The 22267-nt window shown below is 66.4% G+C and carries 19 protein-coding genes and 4 pseudogenes; 11 read left to right on the top strand and 12 right to left on the bottom strand.

Going from position 1 to position 22267, the window contains the following annotated elements; translation table 11 throughout:
* Window positions 1–99: 99 nt before the first annotated feature.
* Entirely contained in the window at window positions 100–606 is a 507-nt protein-coding gene (rpsI, locus tag HUV01_RS02160; RefSeq protein WP_174296683.1) for a 30S ribosomal protein S9, read from the top strand.
* Window positions 607–1106: 500 nt separating this feature from the next.
* Here rpsI and HUV01_RS02155 read toward each other — a convergent pair whose 3' ends face one another.
* Window positions 1107–1751 carry a TetR/AcrR family transcriptional regulator gene (locus tag HUV01_RS02155; protein WP_174296682.1) on the bottom strand — a complete coding sequence of 215 codons (645 nt, stop codon included), beginning with the start codon at window positions 1749–1751 and terminating at the stop codon, window positions 1107–1109.
* Window positions 1752–2022: 271 nt separating this feature from the next.
* Between HUV01_RS02155 and HUV01_RS02150 the strand changes: the two genes are divergently transcribed.
* From HUV01_RS02150 to HUV01_RS15400, 9 genes and pseudogenes are all read left to right on the top strand, one after another.
* On the top strand, window positions 2023–2358 hold the full coding sequence (locus tag HUV01_RS02150; RefSeq protein WP_174296681.1) for an MBL fold metallo-hydrolase: 336 nt from the start codon (window positions 2023–2025) through the stop codon (window positions 2356–2358).
* A gap of 39 nt (window positions 2359–2397) precedes the next feature.
* Window positions 2398–2814, top strand: a complete 417-nt coding sequence (locus HUV01_RS02145) for a hypothetical protein (protein ID WP_174296680.1) — start codon at window positions 2398–2400, stop codon at window positions 2812–2814.
* Complete coding sequence (locus tag HUV01_RS02140; protein ID WP_368039982.1) at window positions 2742–4568, top strand: MDR family MFS transporter; 1827 nt, start codon at window positions 2742–2744, stop codon at window positions 4566–4568. Before HUV01_RS02145 ends, HUV01_RS02140 begins: the two co-directional genes overlap by 73 nt.
* A gap of 155 nt (window positions 4569–4723) precedes the next feature.
* Complete coding sequence (locus tag HUV01_RS02135) at window positions 4724–5797, top strand: TonB-dependent receptor plug domain-containing protein (RefSeq protein ID WP_174296678.1); 1074 nt, start codon at window positions 4724–4726, stop codon at window positions 5795–5797.
* Window positions 5683–6990: a TonB-dependent receptor domain-containing protein gene (locus HUV01_RS02130; protein ID WP_368039983.1), complete on the top strand. Its 1308-nt coding sequence runs from the start codon at window positions 5683–5685 to the stop codon at window positions 6988–6990. The genes HUV01_RS02135 and HUV01_RS02130 overlap by 115 nt, the downstream gene beginning before the upstream one ends.
* 140 nt (window positions 6991–7130) lie before the next feature.
* The gene (locus HUV01_RS02125; RefSeq protein ID WP_174296676.1) at window positions 7131–7916 is read left to right on the top strand and encodes a hypothetical protein; all 786 of its coding nucleotides are present in this window, start codon (window positions 7131–7133) and stop codon (window positions 7914–7916) included.
* Window positions 7917–7964: 48 nt separating this feature from the next.
* Window positions 7965–8949, top strand: a pseudogene (locus HUV01_RS15410) (formylglycine-generating enzyme family protein).
* Window positions 8950–9297: 348 nt separating this feature from the next.
* A pseudogene (locus tag HUV01_RS15405) lies at window positions 9298–9588 on the top strand (TonB-dependent receptor plug domain-containing protein); the annotation flags it as partial.
* 419 nt (window positions 9589–10007) lie between these two features.
* A complete protein-coding gene (locus HUV01_RS15400) occupies window positions 10008–11438 on the top strand; it encodes a TonB-dependent receptor domain-containing protein (protein ID WP_368039981.1) in 1431 nt (476 codons plus the stop codon).
* 18 nt (window positions 11439–11456) lie between these two features.
* Here the strand turns inward: HUV01_RS15400 and HUV01_RS02105 are convergent, their stop codons facing one another.
* From HUV01_RS02105 to HUV01_RS02070, 8 genes and pseudogenes are all read right to left on the bottom strand, one after another.
* Window positions 11457–12419: a glutathione S-transferase family protein gene (locus HUV01_RS02105; protein ID WP_174296672.1), complete on the bottom strand. Its 963-nt coding sequence runs from the start codon at window positions 12417–12419 to the stop codon at window positions 11457–11459.
* Window positions 12420–12435: 16 nt separating this feature from the next.
* Complete coding sequence (locus HUV01_RS02100) at window positions 12436–12819, bottom strand: DUF6152 family protein (protein WP_174296671.1); 384 nt, start codon at window positions 12817–12819, stop codon at window positions 12436–12438.
* A gap of 20 nt (window positions 12820–12839) precedes the next feature.
* A complete protein-coding gene (locus tag HUV01_RS02095; protein ID WP_174296670.1) occupies window positions 12840–13589 on the bottom strand; it encodes a hypothetical protein in 750 nt (249 codons plus the stop codon).
* Window positions 13590–13621: 32 nt separating this feature from the next.
* A pseudogene (locus HUV01_RS02090) lies at window positions 13622–14146 on the bottom strand (MBL fold metallo-hydrolase); the annotation flags it as partial.
* Entirely contained in the window at window positions 14050–14340 is a 291-nt protein-coding gene (locus HUV01_RS15395) for an MBL fold metallo-hydrolase (RefSeq protein ID WP_174296668.1), read from the bottom strand. The pseudogene HUV01_RS02090 and the gene HUV01_RS15395, both read right to left, overlap by 97 nt.
* Window positions 14341–14587: 247 nt before the next feature.
* Window positions 14588–15724 carry an LLM class flavin-dependent oxidoreductase gene (locus tag HUV01_RS02080; protein ID WP_217430871.1) on the bottom strand — a complete coding sequence of 379 codons (1137 nt, stop codon included), beginning with the start codon at window positions 15722–15724 and terminating at the stop codon, window positions 14588–14590.
* Window positions 15725–15842: 118 nt separating this feature from the next.
* Window positions 15843–16322: pseudogene (locus tag HUV01_RS15390) on the bottom strand (hypothetical protein); the annotation flags it as partial.
* Window positions 16322–16783: a Rieske 2Fe-2S domain-containing protein gene (locus HUV01_RS02070; protein WP_174296666.1), complete on the bottom strand. Its 462-nt coding sequence runs from the start codon at window positions 16781–16783 to the stop codon at window positions 16322–16324. The gene HUV01_RS02070 and the pseudogene HUV01_RS15390, both read right to left, overlap by 1 nt.
* Before the next feature lie 181 nt (window positions 16784–16964).
* On the opposite strand from HUV01_RS02070, the gene HUV01_RS02065 reads away from it, so the two are divergent.
* On the top strand, window positions 16965–17591 hold the full coding sequence (locus HUV01_RS02065; protein WP_174296665.1) for a TetR/AcrR family transcriptional regulator: 627 nt from the start codon (window positions 16965–16967) through the stop codon (window positions 17589–17591).
* Between the two features lie 348 nt (window positions 17592–17939).
* Here the strand turns inward: HUV01_RS02065 and HUV01_RS02060 are convergent, their stop codons facing one another.
* From HUV01_RS02060 to HUV01_RS02050, 3 genes are all read right to left on the bottom strand, one after another.
* The gene (locus HUV01_RS02060) at window positions 17940–18515 is read right to left on the bottom strand and encodes a DUF7010 family protein (RefSeq protein WP_174296664.1); all 576 of its coding nucleotides are present in this window, start codon (window positions 18513–18515) and stop codon (window positions 17940–17942) included.
* A 111-nt stretch (window positions 18516–18626) separates the two neighbouring features.
* Window positions 18627–20423, bottom strand: coding sequence for an FAD-binding protein (locus HUV01_RS02055; RefSeq protein ID WP_174296663.1), 1797 nt, complete (start codon window positions 20421–20423; stop codon window positions 18627–18629).
* Between the two features lie 256 nt (window positions 20424–20679).
* A partial coding sequence (locus HUV01_RS02050) for a sulfotransferase family protein (protein WP_174296662.1) occupies window positions 20680–22267 on the bottom strand: 1588 nt, incomplete at its 5' end.

Genomic DNA, 22267 nt, shown 5'->3' with positions numbered 1-22267 from the left:
GATGAACCCGAAGAACACCATCGGTCGCGTCGGCTCGAAGCACGCCGACGCCGCCGCCCCGACCGACACCACCACCACCACCAGCCACGCAGGTGAGGCATGATCGACGACAACCGCCAGTCGCTTGCCGACCTCGGTGCGCTCCAGAGCGAAGCCGGCGTCACCCGCAAGCACGACGGCGTCTCGGCCGCGCCGCTGCGCGAGCAGCAGATCGACGCCCAGGGCCGCGCCTATGCCACCGGCAAGCGCAAGAACGCGATCGCGCGGGTGTGGATCAAGCCGGGGTCGGGCAAGATCGTCGTCAACGGCCGCGACCAGACCGAGTATTTCGCCCGGCCGACGCTGCGCCTCGTCATCAACCAGCCGTTCGACGTCGCCGAGCGCCGCGACCAGTACGACGTGATCGCCACCGTCAAGGGCGGCGGCCTGTCGGGCCAGGCCGGCGCGGTCAAGCACGGCATCAGCCAGGCGCTGACCCGCTTCGAACCGGCGCTCCGCCCGGTCGTCAAGCACGCAGGCTTTTTGACGCGCGATCCACGAGTGGTCGAGCGGAAGAAGTACGGCAAGGCGAAGGCGCGGAAGAGCTTCCAGTTCTCCAAGCGGTAATGCGGCGAAGCTAACCCTGAAAACGTCGTTCGCGTTTTCCGCGTTAGCGCTGACTCGCGGCGGGCCGGCCGGCGGGCGGCGGAGCCTTCTCCGCCGAACCCGTCCGACGCTCGGCACCCGCCATGCGGTGTCGGTGTGGTGGTTAGCGGCTGTTCCGGCGGAGAGTCTTTTCGATCAGCCAGAGGTGCAGAAGCTAGATGGCGAGAACCGTGATCCCGATCTCGATGAGCGTCGGAAGTATCAGGCCTGCCTGACCGGGCCGGGTCCGCCCGTTGAGGGACAGAATAATCATGCTCACGAATATGGAAATGGCCAATGCTGGGACCAGCGCAAGGGCTATGGGACGCGGGGCGTACCAAGTAACTTCCCCGGTGAACCACCATTGCATTGGCAATCGATCTTCACACTGAAATCGTGCATTTGCCACGGGTCGGGTCAAGCTCGTCACGGGGCATGCGCTGCGCCGGTCATCCGCGAAGCCGGCGAGCGGCCGGGCGCGCTCAAGCCTGGCCGGCCGATCGCAGGTAGCCGCTCACCATCAGCGTCAACTGCTCGCGTTGTGCTCTGACCACGTCGGGCGGCAGGCCGCGTTCGATCAGCCACCGGGCTGAGCCGGCCAGCGCATTGGTCACCGCGACGGCGACGTCGACGGTGTTGTCGAACGTGGCGTTGACGGACGTCGCCAAGGCGCGACCGACGGCCACGGTCGTGCGCTCAAACAGGACGTCGGCCCACCCTGCGTTCTCGGGCTCGGCCAACAAGCTGTAGGCCGCCCGCGACTCGTCGGGGCGGGATTGAATCACCTCGAGAAAGGCCGCGATCAGATTCGCGGCGATGTCATCGAGCGGTTGCGCGCGGCTGCGTTCGCACGCCAGCTCGATCGACTGCGCGATCGTCTGGATGTGGCGTTCAAACATCGCCCGCAGCAAGGCGCGCTTGTGGGGGAAATACTGGTACATCGTACCCACCGACACCCCCGCGCGCTCGGCGACGCGGGTGGTCGTGAGCTGGGCGGCGCCGTTGCGCAGCAGAAGCTGAACGGTCGCCTGGCAAATCGCGTCGACGGTTGCCTCGGCGCGCGCCTGCCGTGGCGCTTTACGCCATGGATTCAGCGGCTTCGGCCGAGTGATCGCGACCTGTACCATTTGCGAATTCGCGCTGAAGACCGCTTCAGTTACTAGCTTACGTGCGAGCGGGCTACAGGCAGACCTGCCATTCGTCCGCCGACGTGGGTCAACCGACGTGATTTCATCGAGAGAGAGCCGACATGTGCGCTGGTGAAGACGAAATCGCCCTGCCGCTTGGCGACCGCCCCCGCCCAGCGAGCCTCGTCCACGATTTCACCATCGGTTCGCTGCGATGCATTGCGCTCAGCGACGGCGTCGTTCCGGTCCCGGCGACGCTGCTGCGGTCGAAGTGCCGCCGGACGAACTAAAGTTGTTCCTGGTGGCCAACGGCCAGGATCCCGATGTCCTAATGAATCCGATCTCGTGCCTCTGCGTGACCTTGGCCGACGGCCGCCGGATGATCGTCGATTCGGGGATCGGCGGCGTCGCTGGTCCCGATGGCAGTCCGATCCCCTCGGCCGGAAGGTTCGCCGACGCCGTGCGTCGGGCCGGCATCGATCCGGCGACGATCGACACCGTGTTCGTCTCGCATATCCACCCCGATCACATCGGCGGCTTATTCGACGACGACGACCAACCGCTGTTCCCCAACGCCGACATCCACGTCACCCGTCAGGAGGTCTAGTTCTGGACCTCGCCGACGACCGACCTCGGCGGCACGCTGATGCCGCCGCCGCTGCGGACCAAGACGATTGCCACGGCGCGCCGCTTCGTCGCGATCGCCGGCGACCGGCTGCGCCAATTCGACGCCGGCGAGCCTCCGGTGGCCGGCGTCGGCTCGATGGCGCTGCCCGGCCATACCCCTGGCCAGGTCGGCTTCGTCTTCGAAGGCGGCGACGCGACGCTGCTCTACACGGCCGACGCCGCCGGTCATTCCTTCGTGTCGCTGCAGAAGCCCGAATGGCGCTTCGCCTTCGACACCGACTCGCCCGTCGCCATCGCCACGCGCCGGCAGCTGATCCGCACGCTGATTGATGCCGGCTGGTACAATTTCACGCCGCACTTCCCATGGCCGGCCTATGGCCGGATCGTCGAACGGGACGGGCGGCCGCTTTGGTTGGCCGAGAGGCAAGCTACTTGACCGACGCCAGCGGTCCCGTCGCCGCGATGGAAGCGCCGATCCGGCGATGGCGAGCCGTCCTCGCCGGCCTGATGACCGTCATGGCGCTGGCGATCATCGACGCGAATATCGTCAACACCTCGCTACCGCGGATCGCGTCCGATCTCGGCGGCATGGCGGAGATGGCCTGGGCGATCACCGCCTTCCTGCTCGCGACGACGGTGTCGGCACCGCTCTACGGCAAGCTCTCCGACCTATACGGTCGACGTCCGCTGATGCTGGCGGCGATCGTCATCTTCCTCGTCGGATCGATGCTGTGCGGGACGGCGTCCTCGATGCCGGCGTTGATCCTCGATCGCGTCGTCCAAGGTCTTGGTGCCGGCGGGCTGGTGACGCTGGTGCAGGCGACGATCGGCGATCTCGTCGCGCCGGCTCACCGCGCCCGCTACCAGACGTCGTTCACCACGCTGTTCGCCGTCAGCAGCCTCGTCGGCCCGCTGCTCGGCAGGATGATGACGACCCATCTCTCGTGGCGCTGGATTTTCTATGTCAACGTGCCAATCGGCGGCGTCGCGCTCGCCCTGCTGGTGACCAGTCTACCCCGATCAGCCGTCGGCCGCCGACCGACGATCGATTTCATTGGGGCGGCGCTGATCACGGTCGCTACCACGGCGTTCCTGTTGGCCATCGGATCGGGCAGTCCCGGCGCTTCGACGATCGGCCTCGCCGCCACCGCCATTGTCGGGACACTGCTGTTTGTCGTTCAGGAGCGGCGGGCGGTCGAGCCGATCCTCGACCTCCGCCTGTTTACCGACCGCACCTTCGCGATCGCAGTATCGACGACGGTCGTCATGTCGTTCGCGCTGTTGGCCGCGCTGCTACTCTTGCCGCTATATCTCCAGGTCGTCGATCGGCAGACGCCCCTCGCGGCGGCGATGATCGTGATGCCGCAGATGGCGGGCATCGTGTTGAGTTCGGTCGTCGGCGCCCGGCTGGCGACGCACGTCGGCGACGTGGCTTGCCTGCTGACCGCCGGCGTCGTCCTGCAGACGCTCGCGCTGTGGGCCGCCGTCGCCGGCATCACGGTGGGAGTGCCGCTGTGGACCTTTTCCCTGATTGCTCTCATGCTTGGTGCCGGCATGGGGATCGGAATGCCCAATGCCATCACCCTGGTGCAGAACGCGGTCCAGCACGATCAGCTCGGCGTGGCGACCGGGGCAATCGCCTTCTTCCGGTCGCTCGGCGGCGCGGCGGGCGTGGCCGTCTCCGGCATGGTCGTCACCACGACGCTGCGCGTCGACCTCGACCGGGCTGGGTTCGGCGAGATTGGTCGCCGCCGCTTGATCGAGGACTGGATGTGCTGGCCGGTCTTGATCCGGCCCGGCAGGCGATCGTCGTGCACGCCTACCGGCGAGCCATCGTGGGTGACTTCATGCTGTGTGCGGTGGCCATCACCTTGGCGCTGGGCCTCGTCGTGTTGCTGCCGAGAGCGTCGCGATCCGTCGCCGCGGCGCAGACCAGCCGACCTGCGCGCGCGACTGACGCGACAAGCTTCCGGAAAAACTGAAGGGATTGACGCGAGGCACCCGGCACGAGGACCGATCCCGACCGACGAGCAAATTTTGCCAAGTATCTACAACGCGGTAGCGCTCGCCCCGAGAGCTCTGCAAATACGAATCTCGGCTGATTATTTATTCAGCTATGGTCTCTGTACCAGTCGAAGCAGGCGGCTCAAGCCGCAGGTGGTGGGGGATCCGTGCGCAGTTCATCATTGACGACCGCTGCTGTCGTCGCTGTTTTCGGTAGTGGCGCAGGCGCAGAACCGCGCGACCGAACCGAACGGCGGGGTGAACGCTCCGAGCGTCCCCGCCGCACGAAGCGTGATTCAGGAGACGTCAGTCCCGACGCGCAGGCGAACAATCCGCCGGGGTTGGTCGACATCATCGTGACCGCCCAGCGCCGCGTCGAGACCGCGCAACGCGCCGCCGTCGCCATCGATGTCGTAGGCGGCGCGCAGCCGGTCGGTGCCGGTGTCACGCAGGTCGCGACACTCGGCCAGGAAGTGCCGTCGCTAACCGTCCAACAGATCGGCGGCTCGACATCGTTCTTCATCCGTGGTGTCGGCAACTTCTCGGTCTCGACCACGTCCGATCCGGCGGCTGCGTTCAACTACGACGGGGTCTATATTGCGCGGCTGACAGCGCTGTCGTCGGCGTTCTTCGATCTCGACCGGGTCGAGGTGCTCAAAGGCCCGCAGGGAACCCTGTACGGGCGGAACGCGACGGCAGGCGTGATCAAAGTCCTGCCGACGCAGCCGAAGATCGGCGAGCTGTCGGGCTACGGCGCGGTCTCGTACGGCAACTACAACGCGGTGGTCGCCGAAGGCGCGATCAACGTGCCGCTAGGACCTCGCGGCGCCATTCGCCTGTCCGGCACCGTAATCGACCACGACGGCTACCTGTCGAACGGGATTTCCGACGATCGCACGCAGGCGCTGCGCGTGCAGATGAAGGTCGACGCCACGCCCGACCTCCCGATCCCTGTCTCGGGCGACTATACGCATCAGGGCGGCAAGGGACAGGGCTTCTCCTACCTCGAGAAGCAGACGCTCAACTTCGTGACCGGCCATTTCACCGTCACACCGACCAACATCCCGCGATCGGAAGGCTTCCTGTCGCCGGCGTCGCAGGCGTTCTTCACCTCGCTCGGCGCGGGACCGACCGGCAATGTCCGCGCGACGCGCGATCCATTCCCCGACATCTTCCGCAACAACGACATCTTCGGCGCGAATGCCCAGATCGATTACCGCACCGGCATCGGCACCTTCACCATCATCCCGGCGGCCGCTTCGACACGATCCGCAACCTGCAGCCCGCCGGCGGCTTCCCCATTACCGATCTGCACAAGGACATCCAGTTCTCGGTCGAGACGCGGCTCGCCGGGTCGCGCGGGCCGATCGACTACCAGCTTGGTTTCTTCTACTTCGACGAACAGGTCAGGCTGACGTCGAGCGCGACGACATTCGGCAGCAGCGAAAGCTTCTCGCTGGCCCCGACCCGCTACGACACGCAGTCGTACGCGCCGTTCGTTCACTTGACCGCGCACGTCGCCTCCGGCCTCTGCCTCGTCGGCGGGGTGCGCTACACCCACGACGCCAAGCAGCTCGTCGCCGACAGCTTCTCGATCTCGGCCGGCTGCGCCATTCCGTTCACCTGCGCCAATACCGTCCTGCCGCCGGCCGTCCTCTATGCGGGACAACTGCCGTTCACCATTCCCGCGGCACCCGGCACGATCGCCGACCCGACGCCAGGATCGACCGTAACGCGCAGCAGCGATGTCGTCTTCAATCAGCGGCTCAGTGCCGGGCGCGTCACCTATCGCGGGGCGGTGGAGTACGACGTCGCACCGGCCTCACTCCTTTACGCCAGCGTTGAGAGCGGCTTCCGCTCGGGCGGCTTCAATACTTCGGTCGGCTTCGAGACGTTCCAGCCCGAATATATCACGGCCTACTCCATCGGCTCGAAGAACCGGTTCCTCGGCAACCGGGTGCAGCTAAACCTCGAGGGGTTTTACTGGGATTACCGCAACGAGCAGGTCGCCCACTCGGGCTTGGACCTTGCGGTACCGCCGCGCGCCAACAGCATCGTTCAGAACGTCGGGCGCGCCGACATCAAGGGGGTCGAAGTCGAAGGACGTGTACTGGTCACGCCGACGACGACGCTCAGCGCCGACGTCCAGTATCTCGATGCCAAGAACAAGTTCTTCACCTACCAGGTGCCGATCGCGCTCCAATCGCTCACCGGCTGCGCGGTATCGCCGGCGGCCACGCCCGGCTTCCTCAACGTGAACTGCGCCGGCCGGCCGGCGTTCAACTCGCCGAACTGGACGCTCAACCTGGGGGCCGAGCAGAAGATCCCGGTCGGCGACTATCAGTTCATCGTCAGCGCCGACACCCAGTATAAGTCGTCACGCTACGAAGGCTTCGAATACCAGCAGGGCGAGCTACAGCGGGCGAGCTGGACGACCAATGCGCAGCTTTTCTTCGGCCCTGCGAACGGGCGCTGGTCGGTCGCGGGCTTCGTCCGCGACATCGAGAATGATCGCCTGCTCGCCGTCCCGTTCTCGTTCGGCGGCGTGCTCGTCGCCTACACCACCCCGCCGCGCACCTATGGCCTGCGCGGATCGGTCAAGTTCTGATTCGCCGACGCCTGTCCGACCGCAGCGACTGGCTGCCGCCGGCCGGGTTCTCTTCCGGCGCGGCCATGTCGTAGAATGAATCATGGGAGTCGCTCATGTCGCTTGAGGTGTCGAGAAGGTCCTGCCTGCGCGGTGCCGCCTTGTTCCTCCCTATGGTGACGGCGGCTCCCGCCACGCCGGCCGAGGCGACCTGGCCGCCGCCGGGGGTGTCGTTCGACGGCGATCCTGCCGTGCCCGACATCTCGGGCGTCTGGCTGGGCTCGGAGACCGGCATTCCCGGAGTCGCCTTCGCCCCCAATCGCGGACCGGCCGACGGGTCGCCGCCGACCTATTGGGCACCCTATCCGCTGCCGTACACGCCGGAGTACCGGAAGATCGTCGCCGACCGGGCTGCCGCGGCGAAGGCGGGGCGTCAGCTGGCCGACTCCACCGCCCGGTGCCTGCCGTTCGGCATCGTATGGGGCCTCGTCGCGCGCGTCTATCCCGACGAGATCGTGCAGACGCCGGGCGAGGTGACGATCTTCAGCAACAGCTCGATGCCGCACGTCATCTGGACCGACGGACGGCCGCACCCCACGGACCTCAAGCCCAGCTTCGGCGGACATTCGATCGGCCATTGGGTCGGCGACACCTTGTTCGTCGACACCGTCGGCATCACGCGGCAGACGTCGATCGATCATTTCATCAATCCGCACAGCGACAAGCTTCACCTGATGTGGTCGATCCAGCGGGTCGCCAAGGACCGGCTGCACTTTCACATCACGATGCTCGACGACGACGCCTTCACCGAGCCGGTGACGACGACCAATATCTGGCGGCGGCGGACCGATCCGCGCTGGCAGGTCCTCGACGACAGCTCGTGCTTCGAGAACAATCGGACGAATGTCGACGACAAGGGCAACACCGACGGCTTCATCAAGTTCTAGTGTCGAGCGCGGGCCGTTTCCGCGACGCGCGACCGCGCAAGGATCGTCATGCAGCGTTCGGTCATCCTTCTCTCGTTCCTCCTGTCGTCGGTCTCGGCCGCGGCCGCCGAGACGCCGCCGGGCTCGATTTTTCGTGATTGCCCGCACTGTCCGACGATGGTCGTCGTCCCAGCGAGCACCTTCATGATGGGATCGCCGGTCAACGAAGCGGGACGCTTCGCCAACGAAGGGCCGCAACACAGCGTGACGATCGCTCGGCCGTTCGCCATGGCCGTCGACGACGTCACCGTCGGCGATTATCGCCGCTTCGTGAGCGCCACCGGCCGAGCCGCGACGGGCGACTGCCGCATCTACGATCCCAGCTTCGTCGAACCGCAGCTCGTCCGCGTCAGGGGAAAAGACTGGGCGCATCCCAATTTTGCCCAGACCGACCGCGATCCGATCGTCTGCGTCAGCTTCGACGATGCCGGCGCCTATGTCGCTTGGCTCAACGCGCAGATCGGCCGCGCCGCGGCGGGGGTTAACGGGTCCGTATCGCCTGCCGACCGAAGCCGAATGGGAATATGCCGCCCGCGCGGGCAGCCGGATGCCCTTCTACTGGGGCACGGCCATCCGCCGCGAGAACGCGAACTACGGACCCGACGAGGCGGCCTTCGCGCCGGTGGCCAAAGGTGCGGACCGCTGTGGCTACACATCGCCGGTCGAGTCCTTCCCGCCGAACGCCTTCGGGCTGCACGACATGGCCGGCAACGTCTGGCAGTTCACCGCCGACTGCTGGCGCGCGACCTATGACGGCGCGCCGATCGACGGTTCGGCGGTCGCCGGCGGCAAGTGCGACGAGCGCGTCGTGCGCGGCGGATCATGGTTCAAGCCGCCGGCCGGCGAGCGCTCCGCCAAGCGCGGTGAGGGAACGGTGGCAGACCTCAAGGGCAGCGACGAGATCGGCTTCCGCGGTGCGCAACCTCGATCCCGCACTTTGAATTCCGTCGAACTCGGCCGTTCTTACCCAGTCGACATTACCCCTTGCACGTGACGTCGCTGCCGCGATATAAAAACTGAACGAATATTCAATCACGAAAGAGCACTGATTGGTGTGATTGCCGCGTAGCCGGCGATCGGCTTCGGCCCGAGCAGTGGCACGGACGGTCACGATGAGATCACGTCACGGTAGCGGACAGTCGGACGTCGTACTCATCGAGCCGTTCGGAGAAGCGGATGAACCAAGGGGAGCAGATGACATGATGACGTCACGGATCAGCCAGCAACGACGACGGCGAGCGTTCCGGCCGACTCCACAACGGCGGCGACCGCCGACACCGTTCCAGTCGGCGTCGAGGACATCATCGTCACCGCCACGCGTCGCTCGGCGAGTTTGCAGACTGTGCCCGCGACGAGCGAGGCGGTCACCGCAAACACCCTCAAGGCGTTCAACATCACCGGCGTCAATCAGCTCGTCACCCTGACCTCGGGACTGGTCTCGGTGCCGTCGGGCGGCAACAACGTGTTCCTGCGCGGCATCGGATCGCCGTCGACCGGGTACAACGAGGCGCAGGTCGCGGTCTATGTCGACGGCCTCTACCTCGCTAATCCGGCGGTCGGCATATATTCGTTCAACAACATTGACCGGATCGAAGTGCTTAAGGGGCCGCAGGGCACGCTCTACGGCCGCAAAGTTACCGGCGGCCTGATCTCGGTCATTACCCACGATCCCGACGAGGGCGAGCGTCACCTCGACGCTTCGGTCGGCTATGCCAACTACGACAACGTCCAGACCAACGTCTACGCGACGACGCCGATCACCGATACGCTCGCGGCTAACGTCGCCGTGTTCCACCAGAAGCAGAGCCGCGGCTGGTCGAGGAACGTCTTTCTCGGTACCGATGTCCAGCGTACCGACGAGACCGGGATCGAGAGCAAGCTGAAGTGGCGGCCGGGATCGAAGACGACGATCATCGCCACCTTCATCTACGATTACAACAACCACAACATCGGCTCGGCCTATCAGGTCGAGCCGGGCACGCTCGGCTCCGACGGCACGCCGTTCCTCGGCAACTGCCGTTCCTCGGCAACTATCGCGTCGCCTCGCGTCAGGTGCCATCGGGACCGACCAACATCTACATCGGCATCCTCAAGGCCGAGCACGACTTCGGCTTCGCCACCCTGTCGAGCATCACCGGCTACCAGGCGAGCCACGCGCTCGTCACCTTCCAGGGCGGCTCGCCGATCCTCGGCTCGCTCGCCTTCCCGACAGCGTTCAACATGTTCTATGAGAAGAACAAGACCTTCAGCCAGGAACTGCAGCTGACCTCGCGCAAGAGCGACTCACGCTTCGACTGGGTCGTCGGCGCGTTCTACTATGACGACCATACCGAACTACGGCTTGATACGATCGGCACCTGCATCGGCGGGGTCTGCGCCGGCGCGACGCCGACGCGGAGCGACGGCTTCCCGTCGACGCGGTCGGGCTCGATCTACGGTGACGGCACCTATCGCTTTTTCACGTCGACCAAGGTCACCATTGGCCTGCGCTACACCAACGAGGACAAGGCGCTCACCGGGACGCTGACGCCGCTGCCCGGTTACGCCAACTCGGTCGTCGCCCTGCCGCCGACCAACGCGCTGTTCCCCGGCGCAACCTTCATCGCCAACGTCAACGGCGTGCCGACGCTCCAGCCCGGCATCCCGACCAAGCTGAACTTCGATCGGCTGACCTATCGCGGCGTTCTGCAGCAGGACATCGGCGACGACATTCACCTCTACGTTCAGCACAACCTGGGCTTCAAGTCGGGAGCGTACAACGGCAACCTGTTCAGCAACCCGCCGGTCAATCCCGAGCTGCTGTATGCGACCGAAGGCGGCATCAAGACCGAGCTATTGGATCGCCGGCTGCGGCTCAACGGATCGTACTTCCACTATACCTACAAGAACGTCCAGGTCCGCTCGATCGCTCCGCCGGCCCCGCCGGGGAATGCCTTTCTGCAGAACATCGCGAGCGAGCGGGTCGACGGCATCGACGCCGACTTTAGTGCTGTTCCCCTTCGCGGCCTGACCATCAACGGCACGCTCGAGCACCTGATCGCGCGCTACGTCGACTATCCCGGCGCGACGCGCGTCACCCAAGGGCCGAACCGCGTGATCAACGGGATAACGGTCGGCTCGGTGGTCAACACCACGCCGTTCAACCTCGCCGGCTTCACGCCGCAGAACGCGCCCGAGTTCTCGGCGTCGATCGGCTTCGTCTATAGTTACGATACGCGGCTCGGCGCCTTCTCGTTCAGCGCCAATGATCACTACACGTCGAGCACGTCGCGGACCAACGACGACAGCGTCATCGACCCGCCGCATCACATCGTCGACCTGTCGCTCGGCCGGACGTCGGCGAGCAAGCGGTACGATGCGAGCCTGTGGGTCAAGAACCTCGGCGACGAATATACCTTCGCCGCCGGTCAGATCTCGACCAACTTCGTCGTCGTCCCCGGCGCGCCGCGAACGTTCGGCGGTACCGTCGGCGTCCATTTCTGAGGCCCAAGCCGCGGCGACTCAGAACAGCGCGCCGGGCCAGTCGATGACGGCGGCTAGGATCGCCGCGACCTGCTCGGTCGCCGCCGCGAAGCGCGCGACGTGCGGCCGCCGGCCATCCTGCCAATAGTGGTCGAGACCGGTGTTCTTGATGCGCAGCAGCTCGATGCCCCAGAACAGGTCCGCCATGGTCAGCCGGTCGCCGTGGAGCCACGCCGTCGCGGTCGCCGCGAGCCGATCGTCAAGCCCGTCGAGCGCCGCCTCGATCCGGGCATAGGCGGCGCGCATCGCCTCGGGCGAAAACAGCTCCTGCGCCGCCGACAGCTCCTTGGCCCGCTTGGCCGTATAGGCCGCGAGCAACGTCGGGTCGCCGGGGTTCTCGGCGATGTAGCGGTCGCACAGCGCGACCTTGCGTTCGGACAGGGCGGCCCCGGTACCGTCACGGGTGTCCGACGATTCCGTGTTGCTCACGGTGCGGCCCATTAGCATCTGGTAGTTGGGCAGGTTGTCGACGACGGCGAGGTCGCCGTCGATCGCGGCCGCGTCGCCGGTCGGCCGCAGCCGGTCGGCGTCGGCCACCTGCTCGTCGAGGTGCAGGCAAATCCGCTTCGAATCGACGATCACCGCGCCGGTCTGCCAGTCGATCAGGGTTGGCACGACGGCGCCGTCGCACCCGCCGGCGGCGGCCGAGGTGCTGCCGCTGTGATGCGCGACCAGGGCACCGCCGAACTCGGCGCAGCCGCGCATCCGCAGGCGGACATAGTCGGGCAGGTACGTCTGGCCGAGGAAGATGCTCAGACTATGGCTGACGAAGGGCATGTCGTGGTGGAACAGGACGGCGCGCACCTTCTGCGAGCAGATCGACGCCGCGGCATGGAATAGCTCGTAGCGCGGTGCGCGCTCAGCCGCTGCGCCGCGGATGTCGCCGGGGCTCGCAACGGCGCGGCTCGCGGCTCCGACGATGTCGGCCAGCTGCTGGTCCATGACCGTCCTCCCTCGACTACTGCGCCTTCATCCGCTCGCCGAGAACCTTGCCGTCGGGCAACCGGACCGCGTTGAGCGCGCCGCCCTTCTCACCCGAGAGCAGCGGCGAGACGTAAACAGTGACCTTGTCGCCTGGCGCCAGTGATCCCTTCTCGAAGCCTTGGCGACGCATCAGGCCAGGGTTGCCGCCCTCGATACTGTACTTGTTGGGATTGGCCGTCCCGTTGGGCACGAGCAGGTAAAGCCACGTGTGCGGGCTGGTCCACTGCCAGTCCTTGACCGTCGCGTTCTTCAGCTCGATCTCCTTCGCCTTGTCGAACATGGCGAAGCTGTGATGGGCGAGTGCCGGTGCCGCCAGCACCAGCCCGAGCAGCGGCACGGTCAGGGACAAGGTCTTCACATTGGGCTCCTCGGCAAGGGTCAGTGGACGAACGCGTCGGGGTGGTAATCGGCCAGAGGCTTGCACAGGAACTCACTGGGCTCCCATAGCCGATCGGCACTTGCCGTGTAGATCACGGTCGTCGTCAGCGGATGCGGATAGGCGGTCGGATCGGTCAGGGTCACGGTTAGTCTGAGCGTCGTGCCATCGACGCGGTGGAAGCGCTCGGCGATGACGAGGTCTTCGCTGTGCGGCACGCCGGTTGTGTCGATCGGCTGATCGCGGACGCCGCGAACCTCGACGAGCAGATCGCCGCCCTCGTACCGGCCCATCGCATTGCCGTTCGAGAAGCTCTCGAGGTTGCGCGCCTCCGGAAACGGGCGGCCGTCGAGCCACACGCGGCGGACCGGCACGCCGTCGCGGTACAGCATAATGCGACCCGGCGTCTGGATGATCAGCAGCGGACCGGTCATGCCGGTATCGAAGCGCGGCATCCCCGGCGGCTGGCAGGTCCGGACCGGATCGTCGTCGCGCTTGCCGGCGGCCGCGGCGGCGGTCCGCTGCCGCCACTTCTCGGCATAGGTGGGCGTCAGGGGCGGTGGCCACGGCAACCAACCCTCCGTGCTGGCCGACGACGGCTCCGTCGCGGCACGGACCCAGACACCGCTGAGATTGGGTGCGGCCAGATCGCCGAACCAGCTCAGCCTCTCCGGTGTCGTGGGGCTGGCCACCATATGGCTTTGGCCGAATGCCACGACAGGCCAGACTATGGCCGTCAGCGACAGCAGCACGTGGCGATATGGTGTGACCATCCTATAGGCGTTCACGGCTTGACGAGGTTGGCCCACGGCGCAACTGCCGCGGGGTAGCCGGTGGTCAGCTCGCGGTAGACGGTCGCGACGAAGCTCGGGAACGGGGCCTTCGGCTCAGGGATGGCGGCTTCGATCTCGGCAAGCGGCTTGCCCGCCTCGGTCATCGCCTTGATCTGGTTGCGCACCTGCTCGACGTCGCGCAGCCGGTCCTCGAGCTTAGCCTTGGGCTCGACGCGGCCGTGGCCCGGGATGTAGGTGTCGGCGCCGAGCGCGAGCATCGCCTTCATCGTCGCGATCCAGCCGAGCGACGTGCCGCCGTAATGGATGACCGGCAGGCGCTGGCTGGTCAGCAGGACATCGCCGCCGAACACCACCTTTTGCCTGGGCAGGTAGACGACGAGGTCACCGTTGGTGTGCGCCGGCGCGACATGGAGGAGGGTCAAGCGAACACCGTCGAGATCGATCGTCTCGGTGTTGAAGATGGTCCGCGTCGGCCGGTGCCTGACCAGATCCTGGTACAGCGGTCCGAACACCGCCCGCCGTTCGCCGCGTCCTGAACGGCGGCGGCGACGTACGACACTGTTCCCTCGTGTCCAATCACCGCCGCGGCGGTGGGATAGGCGGCGAGGCCGCCAATGTGGTCGGGATCGCCGTGCGAGACGACGACGGCGTCGACCGGCTTGGACGTGGCCTTGGCGATCTCGGCCAGGGCGGTCCGCGCATCGGGCACGCTGACCTGTGTGTCGAAGACGATGACGCCCTTGTCGCCAACGACGAAGCCCGATTGGCGACGCCGCCGCTGAGCCAGTAGGCCCCGCCCCGGATCGGATGAATGACCAGGGTCGAGGGCTTGAACTCCTGCGCCGAAGCCGGCGTGACGGACAGCGCCGCGACCGTCAGTAAGGACTGTTTAATCATTCGGTAACGATCTCCGTTGGGCCCAGCTGTGGCCGACGCGATAAACAGAGGTAATTGATTCAGGTCGCGACCATTGCCGCCTCGCCGCGAGGCGCTGCGGCCGTCTCCGATCTCGCCGCCGCCACGGCCGTCCTGACCTGCGGCGCCACCTCGGTCGCGAGACGTTCGATCGTCCGCGCTACCTGCGCGAACGGCTGGGCACCGATGTCGAGTTGGGCGAGATAGCGGTTATGGTCGAGCAGCGCGTGCTGGTACAGGATCTTGTCGACGATCTCGGCCGGGGAGCCAACCATCAGCACGGCGTCGCGCGTGGTCAGCCGGTCGAGGTCGCGGCGCGAGATCCCCGCGAGCGGCGCGGGCGAGCCGAGCGCTTCAGCCCAGTAGCGCGTGTAGGCGGGATAAAACTCGTTCCGCGCGCTCTGCGCAGTCTGGCCGACATAGGCGTGAGTGGCGAGGCCGACGCGAAGGCGATTGGGCGGATGTCCGGCGGCGGCTCCGGCCGCACGGTAGGCAGCGACGGTTGCGACGGCGTTCGACGCGGGACCGCCGAGGGCGGCAAGCATCATCCGCGCACCGAGATGTCCCGCGCGCTGGGCGCTCGCCGCCGAGCCGCCGACTGCGATCCAGGCCGGTATCCGCGACTGCACCGGCCGCGGCGCGATTTCGGCATACCGCAGCGGCGGCCGCGTCGAACCCGACCAGGTCACGCGATCACGGCTCTGCAGCTGTTCGAACAGTTGGTAATTCTCGATGAACGACGAATCATAGTTCTGGTTGGCGATGCCGGCGAGCGCGAAGGGCTCGGCGAAGGCCCCGCGACCCAGCATCAGCTCGGCGCGGCCTGCCGACACTAGGTTGAGCGTTGCGGCGTCTTCGTACAACCGGACCGGATCGGTGGCACCGAGGACGGTCACTGCGGTCGACAGGCGGATGCGCGTGGTCACCTCCGCGATCGCCGCGAGAACGACCATCGGCGACGGCACCGCATAGTCGAGCCGGCGGTGCTCGCCGAGGCCGAAGACGTCGAGGCCGGCCTCGTCGGCCAATTTGGCTACGGCGATCGTCTCGTCGATCCGCTGCCGGGCTCCGACCCGCCGGCCGGTCGCCGGATCGGTGGTGAGTTCGCTGAGCGTGTAGAACCCGATTTCGAACGGCCTCCGCGCGGCGGGTGCCGGCCGGCCGGGCATGGCCGTCATGCCGCCGCCGCGGCGCGTGACGGCGCGTTGGCCGGTTCCATGCTCGATGATCGGCTTCCGCCGCGATCATCCGTTCGATCCGCCGCCGCACCTGCGCCGACCCGGCGTCGCCGACCGTCAGGTTGAGCAGCCGGATACCGGTGGCGTCGATCGCGCGCTGTGCCGCCTCAAGGATCGGGCGATCCTCCGTGCCGAAGGCGCGGTTGACCACGGCCTTGATGCCGTCGGTCACGGCCGGGTCGCCCGGCGCGAACTGACGCGCGAAGCACCAGAAGTAATGCGTGCTCCGCTCCGTCTCCGGCGTCAGGATGTGGGCGCTCGGCGTATGGATGCCGTCGGCCCGGGTCTTGCCGGGAGCGTTGATGCCTAGGTCGAGATAAAGGTTGCTTGGCGCCCGCCACGTCATGTCCTGCCACGCGTCGACGTGCGCGGTTTCGGTCCAGATCGGCCGGTTGACGCCGTTCGGCGGCAGGTCGGGCCACAGCGTCCGCACGGTGATGACGTCGCCGTAACGCATGACCTCGGCCTGTTCGACGGCGGTAGCGCCGGGACTGCCGACGGTCTCGGGATGGACGAATTCGGCGTGCGCCAGGCCCATCAGGTTGTCGATGACCAGCCGGTAGTCGGCCTCGACACGCAGATAGCGGTAGCCATGGTATAGTCAGACTGTGGTCCGAATAGGCTGTAGTCGACGATCTGCGTTGGATCGGCCAGGGCCTCGTCGCCCATCCAGATCCAGACGAAGTCGTGCCGCTCGACCGTCGGAAAGCTCCGGCCCCGCAAGCGATCGGGCGGTCCTTTGACGTGGGGATTGAACCGGCAGACGCCGCCGACGTCGAACATCATTGCGTGATAGTGGCAGCGGATCAGCCCGTCGCGGACCTCTCCCAGGCTCAACGGCACACCGCGATGGGGGCACGCATCCAGCAACGCGCCGATCTCGCCGTCGAAGTTGCGGAAGAGGACGACCGGCAGCCCGAGATACGTTCGCGCCAGCGGAACCTCGCTCACCTCGTCGATCCGCGCCGCGGCGTACCACGCGTTGCGAATGAACGTCACCGCTTCCCTCCCTCTGCCTGGTCCACCGCCAAACGCCTTGTTGAATTAATATTCAGCCAACGAAGCGCCGCCGTCAAGCCTGTTCGTGCACGGCCGGATTGACGAGGCCATGGCCGTACCGCAGACCGGCACCCTCGGGCACCCCCCGTTCGTAACGGTCGGAGCAGTATTGGGGGTAAGGATGACGAAGCAGGTCAGCGTGCGTCAGCGATTGCTCGACGCCGCTTATTCCGCGATGGGTTCGAAAGGGTTCGAGACCAGCCGGATCGTCGACATCATCGAGGCGGCCGGCGTCGGCGTCGGCTCGTTCTACAATCATTTCAGCGGCAAGGAGAACCTTGCCCGCGCCGTCTTCCTCAGCCGTGTCGACGCCTTCGGCAAGGAGATGGAGGCGGCAGTCGTCTCCTCGTCCGATAGTGCCGCCAGTCTGTGCTTCGTCTATCGGCGGCTGATCGACCGGGCGGAACGCGACTATGCATGGGCAGCGTTCATCCTTCAGCTCGAACCGCTGTTCCGTATGTTCGATCGGCTTATGCGCCCGCACGCCCGCGTCGGCCTGCAGATCGGCATCGACAACGGCACGTTCCGGATCGACGATCTCGAGGCGGGGGTGACCGCCGTGCACGCGATGATGCTCGCGGTGACGCAAGCCATGCTGATCGGCGACCTGTCCCGGCAGAAGGCGCATCGCTCGTCGAAGCTCGCGCTGTGCATGTTCGGCGTTCCGGAAGCGCGCGCCGCCAAACTGTCAAGAATGACGATGGTCGCTTTACGAGCAGCGATGGGTATAGCCGCAGACGAGCATTAAATTGCGTCTCTGAAATAAGCACTTGTCGCCACTATCCGTGAGCTTCTCACATCCGATGTAATAGAACATCGTGCTGCTTAAAGCGGCGTTGAGCATGTGACGGAGTTGGTCAGCGGCTTAGGCAAGCTCGGCGTAGCGTATCGGCGGATCGGGTCTCACAGACCGTAGCGGGGCGAATGACGGGCTATCTCGCCGTCGACGAGTTCGGCTCCACCGTACTTGGCGGATGAACTGCTTCTCCGGTTCTCCCTCGCTGGCGGCAGCCCCTTAACGACCATGAAGTCGAGGCTGCAGCCCTGACCGCCGCGGCGATGATCAGCAATTCCCTAAGCGGTGATGCGTCTACACTCAGCGACCTACCGGCGCTCCCATCGTGGAGGTTTGATAGGTTACTTCATGCTTAGCTGAATGAATGGCCGGAGTTGAGACGGCAGGATGCAGACCCGAACGTCCGCTTCTGGGGTCGAATACGAAGGCTTGCCTCTCGCTGACGCTTAAAATCGACCGCGCCGCTTCCAGCGGAGCAATAGCACGGGCGAGAATATGCTCTCGACGATGCCAACGAGAGCACCGGCGTGACCGGCAGCGGTGCGAGGTGCAAACCGCGACGGCGAGAGCGGGGAAGGCGAGGTCCGGCGCGCCGCGCAGCAGGGCGAAGGCGATCAGGATGCCCGCGAACAGCACTGCCGTACTCTCCAGGCCGAGCCGCTCCAGCGGGTTGCCGAACGCCGGTCTGCCCGCATCAAGCAGCCCGCGTCTAATCAGAAGTGAGACGGGGACGATGAGCATGCCGCCGAGGGAGAGGATGGCAAACGCCGCTTGCCGGCCGTGCCGAAGCCCAACCAGCCCCGACGTGAGCCATGCGCTTCGAGCGGGAACGTGCTGACGCCCAAGGTGAAAAAACGCCCGCTCCTGGGCACGCACCGGGCGCGCCTCAGCGTCCATTTCTGGGGTCAGTTCGGCTTTGGCTGCCGGGTACGCTTAGTTATTGAGCTTTTCGAACCTTCCATTCAGCCTGAAGCTATAACTTCTAGATCACGCACTGCGCGCCGAACCTATCCCGTGATGGACAAGGAAGAGGCCGCCGGGATCGTAGTGCGCCTTGATCGCTTCGAGCCTTAACGCGTGTTCGCCCCAGCACGCGCGCTGCCAGTCGGCCAAAGCGAAGTTGCATTCGGACAGATAACTGCCGCCGTCGGGTACGATGTGACGCAAATCGGCCATCGCCGCGGCAATGCGCCTGCGGTCATCGCGCGCGTCGGCGATGTCGACCGCGGTGAAGCCAGGATAGGCCGGGTCGCCGTCCATCGCAACGATGACGAGCGCAAAGGCGTCGAGCACCTGTGGGTTCATCGCCGTCGCCGTCGATGCGGCACGCGCGGTCGCTGCACCGCCGGCCAGCCCTTTGTTAAAGTGGAAGGCAGCCGACCAGTGTTGCGCCGACGCGATCCAAGCGTCGACCAGTCGGCCTTGAGCGGTTGGATCGAGCAGCGCGGCGGGCAGCCATAGCGACTCGTAGCCGTGCCAGAACGCCGCGACCTCGGCGGTGTTGCCGGCCCACCACCAATGCGCCGGGTTCGCCCCCGCCCGGGGGTCTCGAACGACCGCGCCGGGCATGTGCGCAGCGACGAAGTCGCCGTTCCACAGGTGGCGCATCGGCAGTGCGGCGAAGGTCAGAGGCTCGTCGACGACGAAGTCGGCTGGCCGTGCCGCGACGAGAGCGTTGAGATCGGCCCAAGCGGCCGCGGCCGTTGCCTCTTCGATTCCCTGGAACAGCATGTTCACCTCAAACCGCCGCCGAGTCATCAGCCGCACCTGCTCGCCCCAGTGCGGCGTCATCAGCCGCGCGGCATAGAGCGCGACGAATGCGGTGACGAGGTCGCGAAACGCAGCGTCCGACGTCGCATGAACCCGCCAGCGGACGACGCCGGCAGTCATCGGCAGATCGTGCGTCGCTAGCGTCAGCCTTGTGATAACGCCCCACGTGCCACCGCCTCCGCCCTTCAACGCCCAGAACAGGTCGGAGTCGTTCGCAGCATTGACCGTGCGAACGCGGCCGTCGGCAGTGACGATCTCGGCCTCGAGCAGGTTGGCGGCCGCCAGTCCAAACGCCTTCGAGAAGCTGCCAAAACCGCCGCCCTGCACTAGTCCTGCAACGCCGACGGTGACGCAGCCGCCGCCCTGAACGTAGCGGCCGCCCTTGGTCGTCACACGGTCGTAAACGTCATGCCAGATGCACCCGGCACCGACCGACACGGCGGGTACCGGCGCTGCGCCGGTGCCGGCAGGGACGAAGGTGTCGTGGAGCGCGATATCTTCGAGATCGCGCGTCCAGATAAGGAGAGAGTTGGACGCGTTCGACCCACCAAGATAGCTGTGTCCGCCGCCCTTGACGACGAGCCTTAGCCGGTGGCGCGCGGCGAACCGAATGGCGGCGGCGACATCGGCCGCGTCACGCGCGCGGACGACATAGGCGCTCGGGGTCGAGCGCCAGCCGTCGAGATAGCCCGACGACTGAGTGAGCCCCGCTTGGTCGCGGATATAGTAAGGGTTCTTGAGGAGAGTCGTCGCTTCCGCCGGAGCCAGGTCGGGGAGCGTTACCGCTGCCAAGCGGTCGCCGACCTCGCGCCCGAGCGCCGCCCACTCGTCCGCCACCGGCCAGCCGGCGTCCCCCGGGCGCACTCGGGCAAGGGGCACCGCAGTACCACTAACGCCAGCCGGGAAACCAAGCGCGACGGCGGTAGTCGCCAGGCCGTTGATGACGGCTCGACGGTCGAAGCCGCTGCGTGCTGTCGTCACAATGTTTCTCTCCCGCTGGCCTTGATCCCCCATACCAGTCTTAGTCAGGGCAAACAGCCGCGACTGAACGTGTAGCTGCTACGTAGGTCATCTGGGGGCTGTTAGTGAGCTGCCCGTTCCGCCGCGGTACCGAATGAACGGGCGTTTGTTTGCGGGAGGCCGGTCTTGGCGCTGAATGTCACAGCACACCGACGATGGGCCGATTTCTGGTCAGCCGTCGTCAATTGTGTCTACCTCTACAACAATCATCCCTTCGTAGCCGTTCGAGACACTAACTTAGACCAGCGTCTCACCTGACGTATCTCGTGCCGGCGTCGCCCAGCGCACGACGCAGTGGCTCAAGCTCGATCGTAAAGTTGCGCCACTGGTCGAGACTGTCGCGAAAGATCGGCTGTCGGACCTGTTCCGCACTTGGCGTGCGGACGCTGCGCGTAGACTTGTGAAAGGCGACGCACGCCGGGTCGAACGGCAGGCGGCAGTGGTCTAGGATACGCCGCACGCTGCCTACGAGGTCGTCGACCACGTCTTCGTGGTGGACGCGCAGCACGCGGCCGGGCAGCGCCGCATCCCAGTGCTCCATCAGGTCGAGGTAGGTGCGGTAGTAGCGGGCGATGTGCGGAATTGAATAGCTGAACTCCTGGCCGTGGGCGAACAGCTGCTTGAGGTTGCTGAAACAGCACGCCATCGGCTCGCGGCGCGCGTCGATGATCGTCGCGCTCGGCAGCATCAGGTGGATGAGGCCGAGGTGACGGAAATTGTTCGGCATCTTGTCGATGAAGCGCGGCCTGTCCGTCCGGTAGACGCGGGTGTCGGCGAGATAGGCCGCGCCGAGCCGGGCCGCGTCGGCCGCGGTCAGGTCGGCGAGGACGGCTGGGTAGCGCGGCTGGTCGAGGTCGGGGTCGCGACCCTGGAGCGTTAGAACGGTGCGCTGGACTTCGGCCAGCTCCTGCGTCCCGTCGACCCGCGGGTGCGACGCGAGGATCTGCTCGATCAGGGTCGATCCCGACCGCGGCAGGCCGACGACGAAGATCGGGTCAGGGGCCGGGTCGCCCCAGCCGGCGCGGGCGGCGAAGAAGGCCGGGGTGCACACCGTCTTTTGCGCGGCGGTGTTGGCCTCGAGCAGTTCGGGGCGGTATCGGCTGGCCTCGGCCTTGAGGGCGTTGCCGCGAACGTAGAAAGGCCACGACGTAGTCGCGTCGCCGCGGTCCTCGAACGCTTTGCCGAGGGCGAAAGCGAGGTGGACGCGGTCGTCGGCGGCCGTGGCCGGCGAGGCTTCGGCGGCCTGCATGGCCGCGACCTCGGCATCGCTGAAGCGGTAGGTCTTGAGGTTGGCGAGGCTCCACCACGCGTCGCCGAAGTCGGGCCGGGCGGCGGCGGCGGTGCGGTAGGCGGCGATCGCTTCGGGCAGGCGGCTCACCGTCTTGAGCGCATGGCCGAGGTAGAGATTGAGATCGGGCGCGTCGGGGGTCTCGGCGAGCAGGCCGTGGTAGAGGGAAATCGCCTCGTTGTTGTCGCCGAGCCCGACGGCGGCACTGGCCGCTAGCGAGCGGTAGCCGGCGTGCTCCGGAACGGCCGCGCGCAGCCGGTCGATCTCGCCCTTGGCGGCGGCATATTTGTGCCGCTGGACCAGGCACTGAGCATAGTCGAAGCGGAGCGCGCGGTGGTCGGGGGCGCGGGCGACGGCGGCGGCGAGCAGGGTCTCGGCGTCGTCGAGGACGTCGCGCGCCATGCCGATCTTGGCGAGCAGGCGCATCGCCTCGACGTCGTCGCCGTCGCGCCGCAGCGTGTCACGAATCATCGCCTCGGCCGGCGCGAGGTCGCCGTCGGCGAACAGCGACGTCGCCGCGACCACCGCCGGGCGGAGCGCGGCGAGCGCG

The organism is Sphingomonas bacterium (genome assembly GCF_903643035.1).
Lineage (GTDB): Bacteria > Pseudomonadota > Alphaproteobacteria > Sphingomonadales > Sphingomonadaceae > Sphingomonas.
The sequence above is the reverse complement of the archived record's forward strand: the minus strand, read 5'-3'. Positions and strand labels throughout refer to the sequence as shown.